This window comes from Geodermatophilus sabuli (assembly GCF_010686765.1).
Taxonomy (GTDB): domain Bacteria; phylum Actinomycetota; class Actinomycetes; order Mycobacteriales; family Geodermatophilaceae; genus Geodermatophilus; species Geodermatophilus sabuli_A.
In genome coordinates this window covers 138923-153302 of sequence record NZ_JAAGWF010000005.1, presented here as the reverse complement: position 1 = coordinate 153302, position 14380 = coordinate 138923, and the positions used below count along the sequence as shown (strand labels likewise).

Genomic DNA, 14380 nt, shown 5'->3' with positions numbered 1-14380 from the left:
CGGTCCGGCTCCTCCGCGGACGGTCCCCCGGGACTCCCCGCGGAAGAGCCCAGCGGCTCCTCCGCGGCGGGTCCCGGCCCTCCTCAGGACGACGGGTCGCGGTCGGGGTAGCGGGCCCGGGCCAGGGCGTAGACGCCGAACGCGGCGAACCCGGCCGCCACGCCCCCGAGCAGCCACGGCCCGCCCGCCACCCCGGCGATGGCCGTCATCGCGCCGTCCAGACCGGTGGCGGTCGCCACGTCGGCGGACGTCGCGGCCCGCCACAGCAGCACGCCGACCAGGCCGAACGCGATGCCCTTGGCCACGTAGCCGACCCGGCCGACGGCGGCGATCAGCGGTTCCCAGCGGTCGGGGGCGGCCGGGAGGTCGATGTCCTTCATGAAGCCGCCGGTGAGACCCCGCACGACGGTGTACAGCCCGACGGCCACCACGCCGGCGGCGACGGCCAGCACCAGCGCCGCGCCGCCGGGGATCTCCAGCGTCTCGCCGGTGAGCTCGCGCAGCCGCTCGTCCGCCTCGTAGTCCAGCCCGACGGCGAAGAGCAGCGCGGTGCCGCCGAGGACGGCGTAGACGGCGGCCTTGGCCAGGCACTTGGCGCAGACGAACGCCGTCCGCAGCCGGTGCTCCCCGTCGAACAGTCCGTGCCACCACAGCAGCACCTCGCCGGCCTGCCACAGGGCGAGCGCCAGCATGCCCAGGCCGATCAGCCAGAGCAGGACCTGCCCGCCAGGGGTGCCGGCCACCGTCTGCAGCGCGCCGGTCTGGTCGGCGTCGGTGCGGCCGGCGCCGCGGGCCAGCTGCACCGCCAGCCAGGCGATTAGCAGGTGCATCGCGCCGTAGGCGACCAGCCCGACACGGGCCACCGCCTCCAGCACCGGGTGGTCGGTGACCTCACGGACCGACCCGACCACCCGCTGCACGCGGTCCAGCAGCTGACGAGTCGAGGGCACCGGTCGATGGTGCGGGGTGGAGCTCAGGTGCGCTCGGGATACCGGGCGCGGACGAAGCAGAAGGCGCCGAACGCGGCGATGCCGAGCGCCACGAGGGTCAGCAGGACCCGGCCGAACGGAGCGTCGAGGACGGTGCGCAGGGCGCCGTCGAGACCGGTGGCCTTGGCCGGGTCGAAGGTGACGGCGGCGTAGACCAGCAGGCCGCCGACCAGCCCCAGCGCGACGCCCTTGGCCGGGAAGCCGGCCAGCCCGAGCTTCTCGACCAGGGACCGGGTGCGCGGCGGGGCCTGGCCCAGGTCGATCTGCTTGAGGAACTTCTTCGAGACGCCCTTGTAGACGTGGTAGACGCCGACGCCGATGAGGACCAGCCCGGCGATGCCGACCAGCCAGCGCCCGGCCGGCCAGCCGAACACGCCGGCGGTCTGCTGCTGTTGCTGGCCGGAGCTGGACTGCCCGCCGCCGGTGGCCGTCCTGATGGCCAGCACGGCCAGAGCCAGGTAGACCACGGCCTTGACGACGGACTTGACGATCTTCTCGACCGCCTTCTTCCGGGCGTCGCCGGACGCCGACAGCCCGCTGCGCCAGCGCAGGGTCTCGGCGGCCTGCCACGCCGCCAGGGCGATCAGCCCGACGGAGAGCACCCACAGCAGCGGCTTGCCCAGCGGCTGCTCGGCCAGGGTGGCGAGGGCTCCGGACTGGTCGGCCGACTCGCCGCTGCCACCACCCCAGGCCAGCTGCAGTGCGAGCCAGGCGATCAGCAGGTGGACCACGCCGTAGGCGATCAGTCCCACCCGCGCCAGGTGCTCGAGACCGTCGCTGTTGCCTGCCCGATCCGCTGCGCCCGCTGCCGAGCCGACCGTTCCGCGCCCGCTCATCGCCGGCTCCTCTCGCACCACCCGTGGACTGACCAGCCTGGCACAGCAGCGGCTCCGGTGCTGGTCGGAACGGCGTGGCGGGCTCGCGGGCCGCCGTGGGGTGCCGGCCGGGGTCCCGCGGTCGCGGGTGGGGGACACTGGCACCCGTGGCGAACGGCGCATCGGTGTTGACGGCGGACCGGACGAGCCCCGAGGTGGCTGCCCGCACGTGGCCCCGGTGGCTGGCCGGCGGGATGGCGCTGCTCCTCGTCGCCGTGCTGGGCGTCTTCTGGGCCGGCGTGGGCCCGCGGCTGCTGCTGGGCGTGACCGGCGCCCTGGTCGCGCTGCGCGGTGCGCTGCCGCCGGGACGCCCGGCCGCCGTCCGGGCCGGGGCCGCCGTCGCCGGGCTGGGCGCGGTCGCCGTCGCGCTGCTGTCGGCTCCGCTGACCGGCTGGGTGCTGCTCGTCGGCGTGCCGGCCGGTCTGCTCGCGGGGGCGCTGGTGCTGCTGTCCCGGGGCGGGACCGCCCGGCGCAGCGGCCAGGCGGCGCTCATCTGGTGGGCCCTGGTCGCCGGCCTGCTGGTGGTGACCGGCGTCCTGGCCGACTGGGGCCGGGCCGCGGACGGTGCGGCCGTGGTCGCCGCCCTCGCCGTCGGGCTGCTCGGCGTCTCCCTCGTCGTCGGCTCCGGCACCCTCCGCGCGGCGGCCCGCCGGCCCGCGCCGCCGGCCCGCCCCGCCGCCTGCGCGGGCTGTGCCTGCAGCGCCGGCGGCTGCGGCGCCCTGGGCTGACCCGCACACCGGGCACCCGTTCCGGTCCGGCCCCGCGGGGTATCCCTGCGGCGTGAGCGGACACGTCTTCGTCGTGGGCGCCGACCTCCGCCGGCTGGTCTGCGACGACGTGCTGGTGCCGACCGACCGGTCGCTGCGGGTCACCGCCGGCTGGCGTGAACTGCTCCCTCCCGGGCTGGCCGTCGGCGAGGACGCCGACGGCCTGTGCCTGGAGCTGGGCTGGCGCGGCTCCGAGCGGGTGCTCGAGGTGCCGGGCGGGGGGTCCCGCCGGTTGTGGCTGGTGGACACGGCCGGCCGGGACTCCGACGACACGCTGCCGTGGCTGCTCGACGGTGCCCGGGAGGCGCTGGCCGCCGTCGCCCGGCGGGAGGTGGCCGAGCCGGTGCACGGCCGTGCCCGCCGGCTGGTCGCGCTGCCCGCGCTCGGCACCGGGTGGGGTGGGGCCGCCGGGCGGCGCGGCACCCTGCTGCAGCAGCTGCTGCCGGTGCTGCGGGAGGCGGCCGAGGAGCACGGCTTCGACGTCGCGCTGGTGCTGCGCGGGCCCAGCGACCTGGCGGCGGCGCAGCGGGTGCGGCGCGGTGAGCCGGACAACTGGTCGCTGCCCGACCACCTCCGCCGGCTGGCGGACGCCCTCGGGGAACGCGCGCGGCGCGGTCAGCTGGCCGTCTTCGTCGGCGCCGGGGTGAGCGCGGCGGCCGGCCTGCCCACCTGGGAGCAGCTGCTCGACGAGCTCGCCGTCCGCTCGGGGCTGGGCGAGGCGCTCGGCGAGGGGCTGGCCCGGCTGCCCGCCCAGGACGCCGCGGCGTTGCTGGCCCGGGAGCTGGGTCGCGAGCAGCTGGAGGCCTTCGTGGGGGAGCGGTTCGGGCCCGGGCCGTACGCGCTGGCCCACGCCCTGATCGCCGACCTGCCGGTGCAGGAGTTCGTCACCACGAACTACGACCCGCTGGTCGAGCTCGCCGCCGCCGACATCGGCCGGGACCTGTCGGTGCTGCCCTTCGACGACGCCGAACCCGGCCGGCCGTGGCTGCTGAAGCTGCACGGCGACTCGGCGCACCCGGCGAGCGTCGTCCTGACCCGCGACGAGTACCTCCAGTTCGGCGACTCCCGTGCCGCGCTGGCGGGGGTGCTGCACTCGCTGCTGCTCACCCGGCACGTGCTGTTCGTCGGCACGTCCATGCAGGACGACGACCTGATCCGCATCGCCCACCAGGTGCGCAGCGCGATCCAGGCGCCCGGGTCGCCTCCCCGGCGGCGCAGCGGGACGGTGCTGACCCTGCGGGAGGACCCGGCACGCGCCCGGCTGTGGGAGCAGGACGTCGAGACCGTCGCCATGTCGCCTCCAGGGACCCCACCGGCCGAGGCGGCTCGCCTGCTCGAGGTGCTGCTCGACCTGATCGGCTGCCTGTCCACGCCGCCCACCGGCTACCTGCTCGACCCGGCCTACCGCGGCCTGCTCAACGACGAGGAGTGCGCCCTGGCCGGGGCCCTGGCGCACGTGGAGGCGGGCATGCCCGCCGAGGCCGGCACGTCGGCGACGGCGGAGGTGGCCGCGCTGCTGCGCCGGCTCGGATCACGGCGCTGCGCCGCCGGGACCGAGCCCGTGCCGGCCGACGGCGCCACCGACACCGCGGACGACCGGCCGCAGGAACAGCGGCCCGGCTGAACGAGGCCCCCCTTGCCCCCGCCGCTCGCAGGCTCGCGGCGGGCTCCTGGACGGGGCCACGCGGAGGGGGCGACGGTCGTGTGAGCGGCCGCGGGGCTGGGCACGGCATCCGGCCATGCGCCGCCTCCGCCTGGACACCACCCTGCAGCTGATCACCAGGGGCTACGGCTGGCTGCCCGACCAGCGGCGGGCAACGGGCCGCCGGACCGTCGCGACCCGGCTCGGCGGCCGGCCCGTGCTCGGTGTCGAGGGCCCTGACGCGGCCCGTTTCCTCTACGACGAGGACCACGTCCTCCGGGCGCACGCCATCCCGGAACCGGTGCAGGGGACGCTGTTCGGCAAGGGGGCGGTGCACACCCTGGACGGGTACGAGCACCGGGTGCGCAAGGCCATGTTCATCGCCCTGCTGATGGACCCGGCCCGCATCGCGCCGCTGGTCGACCAGGTCACCGCCGCCTGGGACGCCGCGGTTCCCGGCTGGGCCGCCCGGGAGCAGATCGTGCTCCTCGAGGAGGCGCGAGTCGTGCTCACGCGGGGGGTCTGCGACTGGGTCGGCGTCCCGCTGGCCGCCGACGAGGTGGACTCCGTCGCCCGGGACCTCACCGCGCTGGTCGACGGGTTCGCCACCGGCGGTCCCCGGCACTGGCGGGCCCGCCGCGCGCGCGGTCGTCGCGAGGCGTGGCTGGCCCGCCTCGTCGAGGAGGTCCGCGAGGGCACCGCCGCCGTGCCCGCCGGCTCCGTGGTCGACGTCGTCGCCCGGCACCGGGACGCCGACGGCGAGCGACTCGAGCCGCGGGTGGCCGCGGTGGAGGTGCTCAACGTGGTCCGGCCCACCGTGGCCGTCAGCTGGTTCGTGGCCTTCTCCGGCCACGCGCTGGCCCGCTGGCCGCAGTACCGGGAGCGGCTGGCCGGAGGGGACGCCGAGTTCGCGGAGGCGTGGGCGCACGAGGTCCGCCGCTTCTACCCGTTCGCGCCCTTCATCGGCGGCCGCACGCCGCGCGCGGTGGAGTGGGACGGCGAGCGGGTCCCGGCGAACTCCATGGTGCTGCTGGACCTCTACGGACAGGACCACGACCCCGACCTCTGGGGCGATCCCTACGCGTTCCGTCCCGAGCGGTTCCTCGGTCGCGACATCGGTCCCTTCGAGCTGGTGCCGCAGGGCGCCGGCGACCCGCGCACCAACCACCGCTGCCCCGGCGAGCAGGTGACGGTCGCGCTGCTGTCGGCGCTGGCGGTCCGGCTGGCCCGCCTGGACGCCGACGTCCCGGAGCAGGACCTCACCATCTCGCTGCGGCGGATCCCGGCGCGGCCGGCCAGCGGCGTCGTCCTCCGGGTCCGCGGCACCACCTGACCACGCGAGCGGTCCGCCCGGTCGCGCTCCGCAGCGGGCGCGCCGACCGCGTCCGGGAGTGTCCCCGGCCCGTGGTCTGATCGACGCCGGGTCCGAGCGGACCGGTCGGGGGAGGGCGCATGAGCAGGTGGCTGGCACCGTTGGCCGGCGTCGTCGGGCTGCTGACGCTGGTCGTCGGCATCGCGTGGGCGGAGTTCGACGTCACCTCGATGGCCGGGCTGGACCTGGTGGGCTTCGGCGTCCTCGCTCTGCTGCTGGCCGCCGCCGTCGCGGGCGCCCACGAGGGCGCGGCGCTCCTGGCCCGCCGCCGGCGCGCGGTCGCCGGGCACCCCCGGCGGCGCTGACCGCGCTCAGCCGGCGGCCGGGCCCAGCCCGGCGTCGCGGGCCAGCGCGACCGCCTCGGCGCGGCTGGCCGCGTGCAGCTTGGTGAGCACGTCCGACACCCGGTTGCGGACCGTCTTCTCGCTGAGGAACAGCCGCGCGGCGATCGCCGCGTTGGCGAGGCCGTGCGCGACCAGGTCGAGCACCTCCCGCTCCCGGTCGGTGAGCTCGGGGAACGGCACCGCGGCCGACCGGGCCCGGGACGAGGCGAAGAAGGCCAGCACGCGGTCGGCGATCCGCGGACCGAACACCGCCTCGGAGCGGGCGGCGGCACGCACCGCGCGCACGATGTCGGCGGCCTCGGACTCCTTGAGCAGGTAGCCCCGGGCCCCGGCCCGCAGCGCGGCGAACACCGAGTCGTCGTCGTCGCTCATCGTCAGCACGACGACGGCGGTGGCGGGCCAGTCGGCGCTGATCCGGGCGGTGGCCGGCACCCCGCCCGTGCCGGGCATGCGCAGGTCCATGAGGACGACGTCGGGCCGGTGGGCCTCGACCGCGGCGACCGCCTCCTCGCCGTCGGCCGCGGTGGCGACCACCTCGATGTCGTCGGCGTCCCCGAGGGAGTCGGCCACCCCGTCGCGGTAGACGGGGTGGTCGTCGACGACGACGACCCGGATGGCGGGCGTCACCGGGCCGCCGGAGGCGTGCCCGCCGGTCACCGGGCCGCCGGTCATCGTGCGGCCAGGGGGAGTCGGGTGCGCACGGTCGTCCCTTCGCCGGGGCTGCTGTCGATCTCCAGGATGCCGCCGACCTCGGCGGCCCGTTCGCGCATGCTGGTCGACCCGACGCCGGGCACCGCAGCGGGGTCGATGCCCCGGCCGTCGTCGGCGACCTCGACCACCAGGTCGTCGCCGGCCACGGCGAGGGTGACCCGGCACTCGGCCGCCGCGGCGTGGCGGACGGCGTTGGCGACCGCCTCGGTGGCGATCCGGTAGGCCGCGACCTCGACCGCGGCCCGCAGCGGGGGCAGGTCCGGAGCGACCACGGTGACCGGCTGCTCGGCGCCGTCCCCGGGGCCCGTTCCGGCCGGTACGGGCAGCCGGTAGGCGGCCACGTGCTCGCGCAGCGCGCCGACCAGGCCGAGCTCGTCGAGGGCGGGCGGGCGCAGGTCGTCGACGGCGCGGCGGACGGCGGCCACCGTGCGGCGCATCTGGTCGCGCAGCCGGCCGGCGAGGGCCGCGAGATCGGGTTCGCCGGCCAGCTTCCCGGCCAGCCGCTCCAGCTGCAGCGCCATGCCGGCCAGCTCCGGACCGACGCCGTCGTGCAGGTCGTGCCGCAGCCGGCGGCGCTCCTCCTCACGGCCGGCGACGATCCGCTCGCGGCTGGCCTGCAGGTCGGCCACCAGACCGGCGGCCCACACCAGCGTCGCGGCGCGGCGCGCGACGTCGTCCAGCGCGGCCCGCTCGGTGCTCCGCCAGCGCTCGCCGGGGGAGCGGTGGGTCACCCGGAGCTCGCCGACGACCCGGCCGAGGGAGCTGAGCGGCAGGACCTCGTCCTCGGCGTCGGTGGCGGCGGGGGCGGAGACCACCGGTGCCAGCCGCGGGTCGGCGGGGACGACGGCCACGCGGGGGAGCCGCAGCACGCGGGTGACCTCGTCGACCAGCGCCTGCAGCGCGTCGACCGGCCCGCCGGCGAGGTCCAGCGTCGAGCCGACCCGGCTCGCGACGGCGAGGGGGTCGCGGCGCTCGCCGTAGAGCAGCCGGTCGACGCCGCGCTGGGCGCGCTCCCACCCGGCCGCCGCGGCGAGGGCCGCCACGGCGGCCGCGGCGACGGCGATCCGGCGTTCCCCGGCGCTGAACTCGCCGACCAGCGCCACCAGTCCGCCGTACGCGACCAGCAGCAGCAGCGAGAGCAGGGTGAACACGACGGCCCGGCTGACCACCTGCCCGACGTCGAACAGGCCGTGGCGGAGCACGGCGACGGCGACCGCGACCGGCACGGCCGCGAAGCCGACCGCGAACAGGGTGTCGGAGACGACCGGCCGGTCGACGACCAGCGAGGCGATCACCCCGGTGAGCAGCACCGCGGCGCCCAGGACCAGCCACTGCAGCTGGATCCGCTCCAGCCCGGCGGAGCGGCGCATGCGTACCACCAGTGCGGCCACCCCGACCGGTGTCCCGACCAGGAAGACCGTCAGGGAGCACACGGCGAGCACGTGGTTGGGCCACATCGCCTGGGTGGGCGCCCACGGGTTGGTGAGGCCGGGGAGGTCGAGCTCACCGGGGCGGATCATGGCCGCCAGCGCGGCGAGCACCACGGCCGCGGCCAGCAGGCGGGCCACCGGCCGCCACCGCGGCGAGGGCAGCTGCCCGGTCGGGAAGTACAGGCAGGCCAGGCCGACGACCGGGTAGTAGGCGGCGAAGCCCCAGGACGTCGTCCAGGTGGCCAGCTCGGCGAGGAACCCGGAGTCGCCGTCGACCAGCACCGCGCGGACGGCGTACTCGCCGGCCAGCAGGTACGGGCCGGTCACCGCGGTCGCCATGAGCAGCCAGCCGACCGGGTTGCCCGGCCGGCGGCGCAGCACGAGCGCCGCGACCAGCGGGTAGAGCAGGCCGAGGACGGCGTCACTCGCCTCGACCGGCACGCCCGCCTCGGTCCAGGCGGCCAGCGCGAGGGCGGCGAGCGTGCACCCGACGCCGAGCGCGGCGAGCAGCCCCGGCACCCAGCGGGGGACGCCGGGCGCGGGGGGACGGGAGGCGGTCGGGCCCGGCACGGGCGACATCCTGCCTGGCCGGGAGCCCGCCGCGCAGGGACGACCCACCCCCTTTCGGCGGGGACCACGGCGCCCGGGGAGTCGGGACGCCGTCCCCTGGGGACCGGGACGCCGGGCGCCGGAGGGTTCGTCCCGAAGCGAACGACCCTCTCAGGAAGGACCGACCGATGACCTCGACCACCGATCAGACCGCCGCCCCCGGGGCGGCGCCGCGGACCGAGCTGACGCCCGGGGCCCGGTTCCGCCGGATCGGCGGTGGGCTCTCCCTGCTGGCCTCGGGCACGCTGGTGTTCGGCAGCCTGCTGATGATCCCGTACCAGAACCAGACCCACGCCGAGTACCTGCAGACCGGCGTGGACCACACGTCGAACATCCTGTGGGCGGCGGTCCCGCTGCACTACGGCTACCTGCTGCTCCTGCCGGCGGCGCTCACCCTGGTGCACCTGGCCCGTCGCGGGGCACGGAAGACGTCACTGGCGGCCATGGTGCTGTCCGGCCTGGGCGCCGGGCTCTCGGGCATCGTCGTGGTCGACTACTACGACGTCGCGCTGGCCAACTCCCTCCCGGCCGACGAGGCGCTGCGCATCTTCGAGCTGGCCGGCAGCTACGGGCAGGGCGCGCTGATCGCGGCGCCCTCCATGATCGGGTTGGCGATCGGCACCAATCTCGCGGTCTTCGCCGCCTGGCGGGCGCGGGCGATCCCGCTGCTGCCGCTGCTGCTGAGCGTCGTCGGCTGGCTGGTGTTCTTCTTCTTCTCCGGCGACGCGTGGCTGCCCTCGGTGGGCACCGGGCTCATGGCGCTCGGCCTGGCCTGGGCCGGCGTCATCGTCCTGACGATGCGCGACGAGGTGTGGGACCGCATCTGAGAGAGGACCCCGGTCCGGCCGACGTGGCCACGAAGGCCCCCTCGCGGGCGGCCCTCGTGGCCACGTCGGCCGTTCAGGCGAGGCGGGCGAGTTCCTCGGGGAGGACGCCGGGGGAGAGGACGCCGAGCCGCTGGGTGGCCCGGGTCAGCGCCACGTACAGGTCGTTGTGCCCGCGCACGCCCTCGTCGAGGATGCCGCGCGGATCGACGACGAGCACCGAGTCGAATTCCAGTCCCTTCGCCTCGGTCGGCGTGATCACCACCGGGCCCGCCGAGGAGTCCGCGTCCGGCCCGGACGAGACCCCGGCCACCCGGCCGGCCACCGCCGCGGCGACCGCGGCCACCCGGCTGGCGGGCACGACGACCGCCGTCGTCCCCTCGTGCCCGGCCAGCTCGGCGGTCGCCGCGGCCACCCGGCCGGCCAGCTCCGCCTCCCCGGTCACCTCCGCCCAGGGCGCGGCCGTGCCGGGACGGACCGACGCCGGTGCGGTCGCCCCGGTGCCGCCGGCGGCCAGGACGTCGGCGGCCACGGCCATGATCTCGGCGGGGGTGCGGTAGTTGACGGTCAGCTCCTCCAGCCGCCAGGCACCGCCGACGTGCGGCTCCAGGGTCTCCGCCCAGGCCGACGCGCCGGCCAGGCTGCCGGTCTGCGCGAGGTCGCCGACGGCGGTCATCGACCGGGTCGGGCAGCGGCGGACCAGCAGCCGCCAGGCCATGGGGGAGAGCTCCTGGGCCTCGTCGACGACGACGTGGCCGAAGGTCCAGGTGCGGTCGGCGGCGGCCCGCTCCGCCGTGGTGCGGGTGTCGGCCGCCCGCTGCCGCTCGGCCAGCTGCTCGGCGTCGATGAGGTCGCCGGCGCTGAGCACCTCGGCCTCCAGGTGCTCGTCCTCCAGGTCGACCGACCGGGAGCCGTGCAGCACGTCGAGGGTCTCCTGCGCCTCGGCCAGCCGGCGGCGGCGGTCCCGGTCCGCCCGCGCCCGCTGCTCGCTGTCGTCGAAGCCGAGCAGCTCGTCGGCCTCGTCGAGCAGCGGCACGTCGGCCGGCGTCCAGGGCGTGGGGTGGGTGGGAGGAGGACCGGGCCGGTACAGCAGCGCGCGGTCGGCGTCGTCCCAGCCGGGGGTGGCGCGGGCGATGCGGTCGGGGTCGGCGAACAGGTCGCCGAGCAGCCGCTCGGGGGTCAGGACCGGCCACAGGTCGTCGACGAGCACCCGGACGGCGGTCTCCCCGGCCACCTCCCGGCGGAGTGCGGCGAGGTCCTCGCGGTCGAGCAGGTTGGCCCCGCCGCGGACGTCGGCCCCGATCCGCTCCGCGTAGCGCCGGGTGAGCAGGTCGACGACCCGGCGGGCGAACTCCGGGCGGGCCAGGTTGTGCAGCCGGGCGGCCTTGCGGGCGGCGTTCTGCGCGCGGGCGACGTCGATCGGCCGCAGCCGGAGGGCGAACCCGTCGACGAGGACCTCGCGCGGTGCGTCGGGCACCACCTGCCGGTCGGCGACGGCGGCCTGCAGCACCTCCACCATGTCCAGCCGGCCCTTGACCGCGGCGACCTCCGGCGCCTCGGCACCGCGGGCGTCCAGGCCGGGGCGGAGCTGGCCCAGCCCGGCCAGCAGCACGCCGGTCTCCCCGAGCGAGGGCAGCACGTCGGCGATGTAGCGCAGGAAGGTGGGGGTGGGGCCGACGACGAGCAGGCCGCGGCGGGCCAGCCGCTCGCGGTGGGTGTAGAGCAGGTAGGCCGCCCGGTGCAGGGCGACGGCGGTCTTGCCGGTGCCCGGTCCGCCCTGGACGACCAGCACCCCGCGGTCGTCGGCCCGGATGATGCGGTCCTGCTCGGCCTGGATCGTGCGGACGATGTCGGTCATCCGGCCGGTGCGGGCGGTGTCCAGTGCGTCGAGCAGCGCCGCCTCGCCGGTGAGCGAGGACCCCGCCACGCCGCCGGTGAGCACCTCGTCGTCGAGCCGGACGACGGTGCGCCCGCGGGTGCGGATGTGCCGGCGGCGGGCCAGGCCCAGCGGGTGCACGGGGGTGGCCGTGTAGAAGGGCCGGGCGGCCGGTGCCCGCCAGTCGACCAGCGCCGGGTCGCCCCCGGCGTCGTCGGCGGCCAGCCCGATGCGGCCGATGTAGAGCGGGCCGTCCTCGGTCCGGTCGATCCGGCCGACGCACAGGCCGGCCTCGGCCGCGTCGAGGGCGGTGACCCGCTCGGTCTGGAACCGCACGGTGGCGTCGCGCTCCTGCAGCGCCTGCGGGTCGACCGCCGGCCAGGAGATCGCCTGCTTCAGGCGCTTGTCGGCGAGGTCCCGGGCGGCGTCCAGCCGGCCGTAGAGCTCCTTCACGTACTGCTGTTCGGCGTCCATCTCGGGGTGGGGCACGACATCTGGCTGCGTCGTCGGCGGCACTGCACGTCTCTTCTGTCGGGATCCGTCCTGTCCTGCCCAGTGGGCAATCGCCCATGGTGCCCCGGCATTCCCGCGTCGGCACCCAGCCGCGTCGCGTGGGCGCGGCGCGGCGCTAGCCTCGACCCGTGGGCGCCGGGCTGCTCGTCGCGCTGACCCTGCCGGGGCTGGTGCTGCTGCTGGTCGCCCTCGCGCTGACCGAGCAGGCGTGGGCGCGGCTGGGCCGGCGCAGCCCGGTCACCCGGCGCGACCGGCACGCGCTGTCGGCGGGCGGGCTCGACGTCTTCTCCGCCGCGCTGGCACCCGGCCGGGAGGCCGACCTGGAGCAGCAGCGGATCCGGGAGGTCCGGCGCCAGGACGTCGAGGACGGCGCGCCGCCGCGCAGCACCGTCGACCTCGACGCCGGCGTCGCCGTGCTCGTCGTGGGCCGGGGCGGCTCAGCCGGCCAGTAGCCGGCGCAGCCAGTCCCGCCGGGCCGACCGGGCCTCCCGGGAGATGGTCGCATCGGGGGCGAAGCCGTCGAAGCCGTGGAAGCCGCCGGGCCAGACGTGCAGCTCCGCCCGCCCGCCGGCCTGCCAGATACGGGTGGCGTAGGCGACGTCCTCGTCGCGGAAGGTCTCGGCCGACCCGACGTCCAGGAAGGCCGGCGGCAGGCCGGACAGGTCGGTGGCCCGCGCGGGGGCGGCGTAGGGGGAGACGTCGGGGCCCCCGCGGTCGGCGCCGAGCAGCGCGGTCCAGCCGGTGTCGTTGGCGGTGCGGTCCCAGACGCCCAGACCCGCCATCTGGTGCGCGGAGACCGAGTCGTTGCGGTCGTCGAGCATCGGGCAGAGCAGCAACTGCCCGGCCAGCACGGGGCCGCCCCGGTCGCGCGCCATCAGGGCGAGCGCCGCGGCCAGGCCGCCGCCCGCGCTGCCGCCGGCGACGACGATCCGCGCCGGGTCGATGCCCAGCTCGCCGGCCTGCGCCGCGGTCCAGACCAGCCCGGCGTAGCAGTCCTCGACCGGGCCGGGGTGCGGCGTCTCGGGCGCCAGCCGGTAGTCGACCGAGACCACCGCCATCCCCAGCGCCTCGGCGTGCTCGACCATGCCGAGGACCCCGGAGCGGTTGTCGCCGACGATCATGCCGCCGCCGTGGGTGAAGTAGATCGCCGGGGTCGGACCGGTCGCGGCGGTCGGCCGGCAGATCAGCAGGGAGACCTCCGGCGCACCCTCGGGACCGGGGACCGACCGCTCCTCGACGGCGAAGGCGCCGCCGCGGCGCAGGTCCTCGTCGGTCGGCCGCGGGGTCAGTGGGTGCTGCCGCAACGCCGGGATGGCGTCCGCGGTCAGCGGTTTGGCGAAGACCTCGGCCAGCGGCGCCAGGGCCACCGCGCACTCCGGGTCGAACGGCGGCGGCGGACCCACCTGCGCCGGAGCGGGGACGGTGGACGGCGACGTCGGTGTCACGGGACCTCCAGAGGGGGGACGGCCGCCCCATCGTGCTGGCCGGACCGGCCGCGGACCAGTCCGTCGAGGACCTCGGCCAGCGCGGCCGGCCGGCTCAGCGCCACCAGGTGACCGCCGGGCAGCTCCTCGACCGGCAGGCCCAGGCGCTCCGCGGCCACCCGCCGCTGGAACTCGACGGGGAAGAACCGGTCGTCGCGGGCGGCCAGCACGCGGGTGGGGACGTCCGGCCAGCCGGTCAGCGGCCACGGCTCGCCGAACGGGGTGCCGGACTGCGCGAAGGGCTGGGTCATGGCCGCGGCGGTCACCTCCGGCGGGACGTCGCCGAAGAAGGCGTCGTCGTCGTCGAGCGGCCACCCCTGCCGCGCGGCGGCCACCGCCCGGGCCTCCGCCTGCCCGGTGGCGGTCCACCAGTCCGCGCCGGTCTCGCCCGGCCGCGGCACCATCGCGTTGAGCAGCACGAGCAGCTCGACCGGCAGCCGCCGGCACACCAGCGGCGCGGTGAGGCCGCCCATCGACTGGGCGACGACGACCAGTGGGCCCGCACGCCGGCCGGGCACCGCGTCGAGCACCGCCTGCGTGTAGTGCTCGAGGCCGGCGGCGTCGTCCCCGGCGGGCAGGTCGACCGGCACCGCCTCGTGGCCGCGACCGACCAGCTCGGGGACCAGCCGGTGCCAGTACCAGGCCCGCCCACCGGCTCCGGGGACCAGGACGAACGTCGCGCGCATCTCCCTCCGACCCCCCGTGGCGACGGGACTCATCGGCGGGCGGGCCGGACACGAAGCGCAACCCCCAGGTCACCTGCGTGACATCTCGGCTGCCTACGGTCGGATTGCGTACACCAGGAGGTAGCCATGAGCCCGATCACCACGCACCGCCCGACCACTGACCGACCGGCCCGACGCCGGTCCGGGACGCGCCGGCGTGCCGAGCGCACCGCCTGGACCTGCTCGAACTGCCAGCGCGAGACGCTCCCCCCGCGCAAG

13 protein-coding genes are annotated in these 14380 nt (G+C 77.0%); 6 read left to right on the top strand and 7 right to left on the bottom strand.

All coding sequences use genetic code 11. The features are described 5' to 3' along the window. Nucleotides 1-83: 83 nt before the first annotated feature. The gene (locus GCU56_RS04325; protein WP_163480285.1) at nucleotides 84-950 is read right to left on the bottom strand and encodes a DUF1206 domain-containing protein; all 867 of its coding nucleotides are present in this window, start codon (nucleotides 948-950) and stop codon (nucleotides 84-86) included. 23 nt (nucleotides 951-973) lie between these two features. After that, entirely contained in the window at nucleotides 974-1825 is an 852-nt protein-coding gene (locus GCU56_RS04320) for a DUF1206 domain-containing protein (RefSeq protein WP_163480284.1), read from the bottom strand. Between the two features lie 194 nt (nucleotides 1826-2019). Between GCU56_RS04320 and GCU56_RS04315 the strand changes: the two genes are divergently transcribed. The 4 genes from GCU56_RS04315 to GCU56_RS04300 all read left to right on the top strand — a co-directional run bounded on the left by GCU56_RS04315 (nucleotide 2020) and on the right by GCU56_RS04300 (nucleotide 5950). Further along, the gene (locus tag GCU56_RS04315) at nucleotides 2020-2592 is read left to right on the top strand and encodes a hypothetical protein (RefSeq protein ID WP_163480283.1); all 573 of its coding nucleotides are present in this window, start codon (nucleotides 2020-2022) and stop codon (nucleotides 2590-2592) included. 52 nt (nucleotides 2593-2644) lie between these two features. Continuing rightward, nucleotides 2645-4255, top strand: a complete 1611-nt coding sequence (locus tag GCU56_RS04310) for an SIR2 family protein (protein WP_163480282.1) — start codon at nucleotides 2645-2647, stop codon at nucleotides 4253-4255. Nucleotides 4256-4370: 115 nt separating this feature from the next. Then, the gene (locus GCU56_RS04305; RefSeq protein ID WP_163480281.1) at nucleotides 4371-5606 is read left to right on the top strand and encodes a cytochrome P450; all 1236 of its coding nucleotides are present in this window, start codon (nucleotides 4371-4373) and stop codon (nucleotides 5604-5606) included. A 119-nt stretch (nucleotides 5607-5725) separates the two neighbouring features. Beyond that, a complete protein-coding gene (locus GCU56_RS04300) occupies nucleotides 5726-5950 on the top strand; it encodes a hypothetical protein (protein WP_163480280.1) in 225 nt (74 codons plus the stop codon). Between the two features lie 6 nt (nucleotides 5951-5956). On the opposite strand, the gene GCU56_RS04295 is transcribed toward GCU56_RS04300, so the two are convergent. Both GCU56_RS04295 and GCU56_RS24420 read right to left on the bottom strand, forming a co-directional pair. Beyond that, entirely contained in the window at nucleotides 5957-6661 is a 705-nt protein-coding gene (locus GCU56_RS04295; protein ID WP_163480279.1) for a response regulator, read from the bottom strand. Next, entirely contained in the window at nucleotides 6658-8700 is a 2043-nt protein-coding gene (locus GCU56_RS24420; RefSeq protein WP_163480278.1) for an ATP-binding protein, read from the bottom strand. The genes GCU56_RS04295 and GCU56_RS24420 overlap by 4 nt, the downstream gene beginning before the upstream one ends. A 167-nt stretch (nucleotides 8701-8867) precedes the next feature. On the opposite strand from GCU56_RS24420, the gene GCU56_RS04285 reads away from it, so the two are divergent. Next, complete coding sequence (locus GCU56_RS04285) at nucleotides 8868-9566, top strand: hypothetical protein (protein WP_163480277.1); 699 nt, start codon at nucleotides 8868-8870, stop codon at nucleotides 9564-9566. Nucleotides 9567-9639: 73 nt separating this feature from the next. Here the strand turns inward: GCU56_RS04285 and GCU56_RS04280 are convergent, their stop codons facing one another. Further along, on the bottom strand, nucleotides 9640-11928 hold the full coding sequence (locus GCU56_RS04280; RefSeq protein ID WP_345771627.1) for a HelD family protein: 2289 nt from the start codon (nucleotides 11926-11928) through the stop codon (nucleotides 9640-9642). Nucleotides 11929-12080: 152 nt separating this feature from the next. On the opposite strand from GCU56_RS04280, the gene GCU56_RS25015 reads away from it, so the two are divergent. Next, nucleotides 12081-12404: a DUF6191 domain-containing protein gene (locus GCU56_RS25015; protein WP_163480276.1), complete on the top strand. Its 324-nt coding sequence runs from the start codon at nucleotides 12081-12083 to the stop codon at nucleotides 12402-12404. Here GCU56_RS25015 and GCU56_RS04270 read toward each other — a convergent pair. Both GCU56_RS04270 and GCU56_RS04265 read right to left on the bottom strand, forming a co-directional pair. Next, nucleotides 12390-13397, bottom strand: a complete 1008-nt coding sequence (locus GCU56_RS04270; protein WP_163480275.1) for an alpha/beta hydrolase fold domain-containing protein — start codon at nucleotides 13395-13397, stop codon at nucleotides 12390-12392. The genes GCU56_RS25015 and GCU56_RS04270 overlap by 15 nt on opposite strands. Continuing rightward, nucleotides 13394-14122, bottom strand: a complete 729-nt coding sequence (locus GCU56_RS04265; RefSeq protein WP_163480274.1) for an alpha/beta fold hydrolase — start codon at nucleotides 14120-14122, stop codon at nucleotides 13394-13396. Before GCU56_RS04265 ends, GCU56_RS04270 begins: the two co-directional genes overlap by 4 nt. Nucleotides 14123-14380 lie beyond the last annotated feature (258 nt).

Excerpts from the sequence above, each read along its gene's own strand:
- GCU56_RS04265 (WP_163480274.1), bottom strand. The coding sequence starts at position 14,122 with ATGCGCGCGACGTTCGTCCTGGTCCCCGGAGCCGGTGGGCGGGCCTGG.
- GCU56_RS04285 (WP_163480277.1), top strand. The coding sequence starts at position 8,868 with ATGACCTCGACCACCGATCAGACCGCCGCCCCCGGGGCGGCGCCGCGG.
- GCU56_RS04300 (WP_163480280.1), top strand. The coding sequence starts at position 5,726 with ATGAGCAGGTGGCTGGCACCGTTGGCCGGCGTCGTCGGGCTGCTGACG.
- GCU56_RS04320 (WP_163480284.1), bottom strand. The coding sequence starts at position 1,825 with ATGAGCGGGCGCGGAACGGTCGGCTCGGCAGCGGGCGCAGCGGATCGG.
- GCU56_RS04295 (WP_163480279.1), bottom strand. The coding sequence starts at position 6,661 with ATGACCGGCGGCCCGGTGACCGGCGGGCACGCCTCCGGCGGCCCGGTG.
- GCU56_RS04305 (WP_163480281.1), top strand. The coding sequence starts at position 4,371 with ATGCGCCGCCTCCGCCTGGACACCACCCTGCAGCTGATCACCAGGGGC.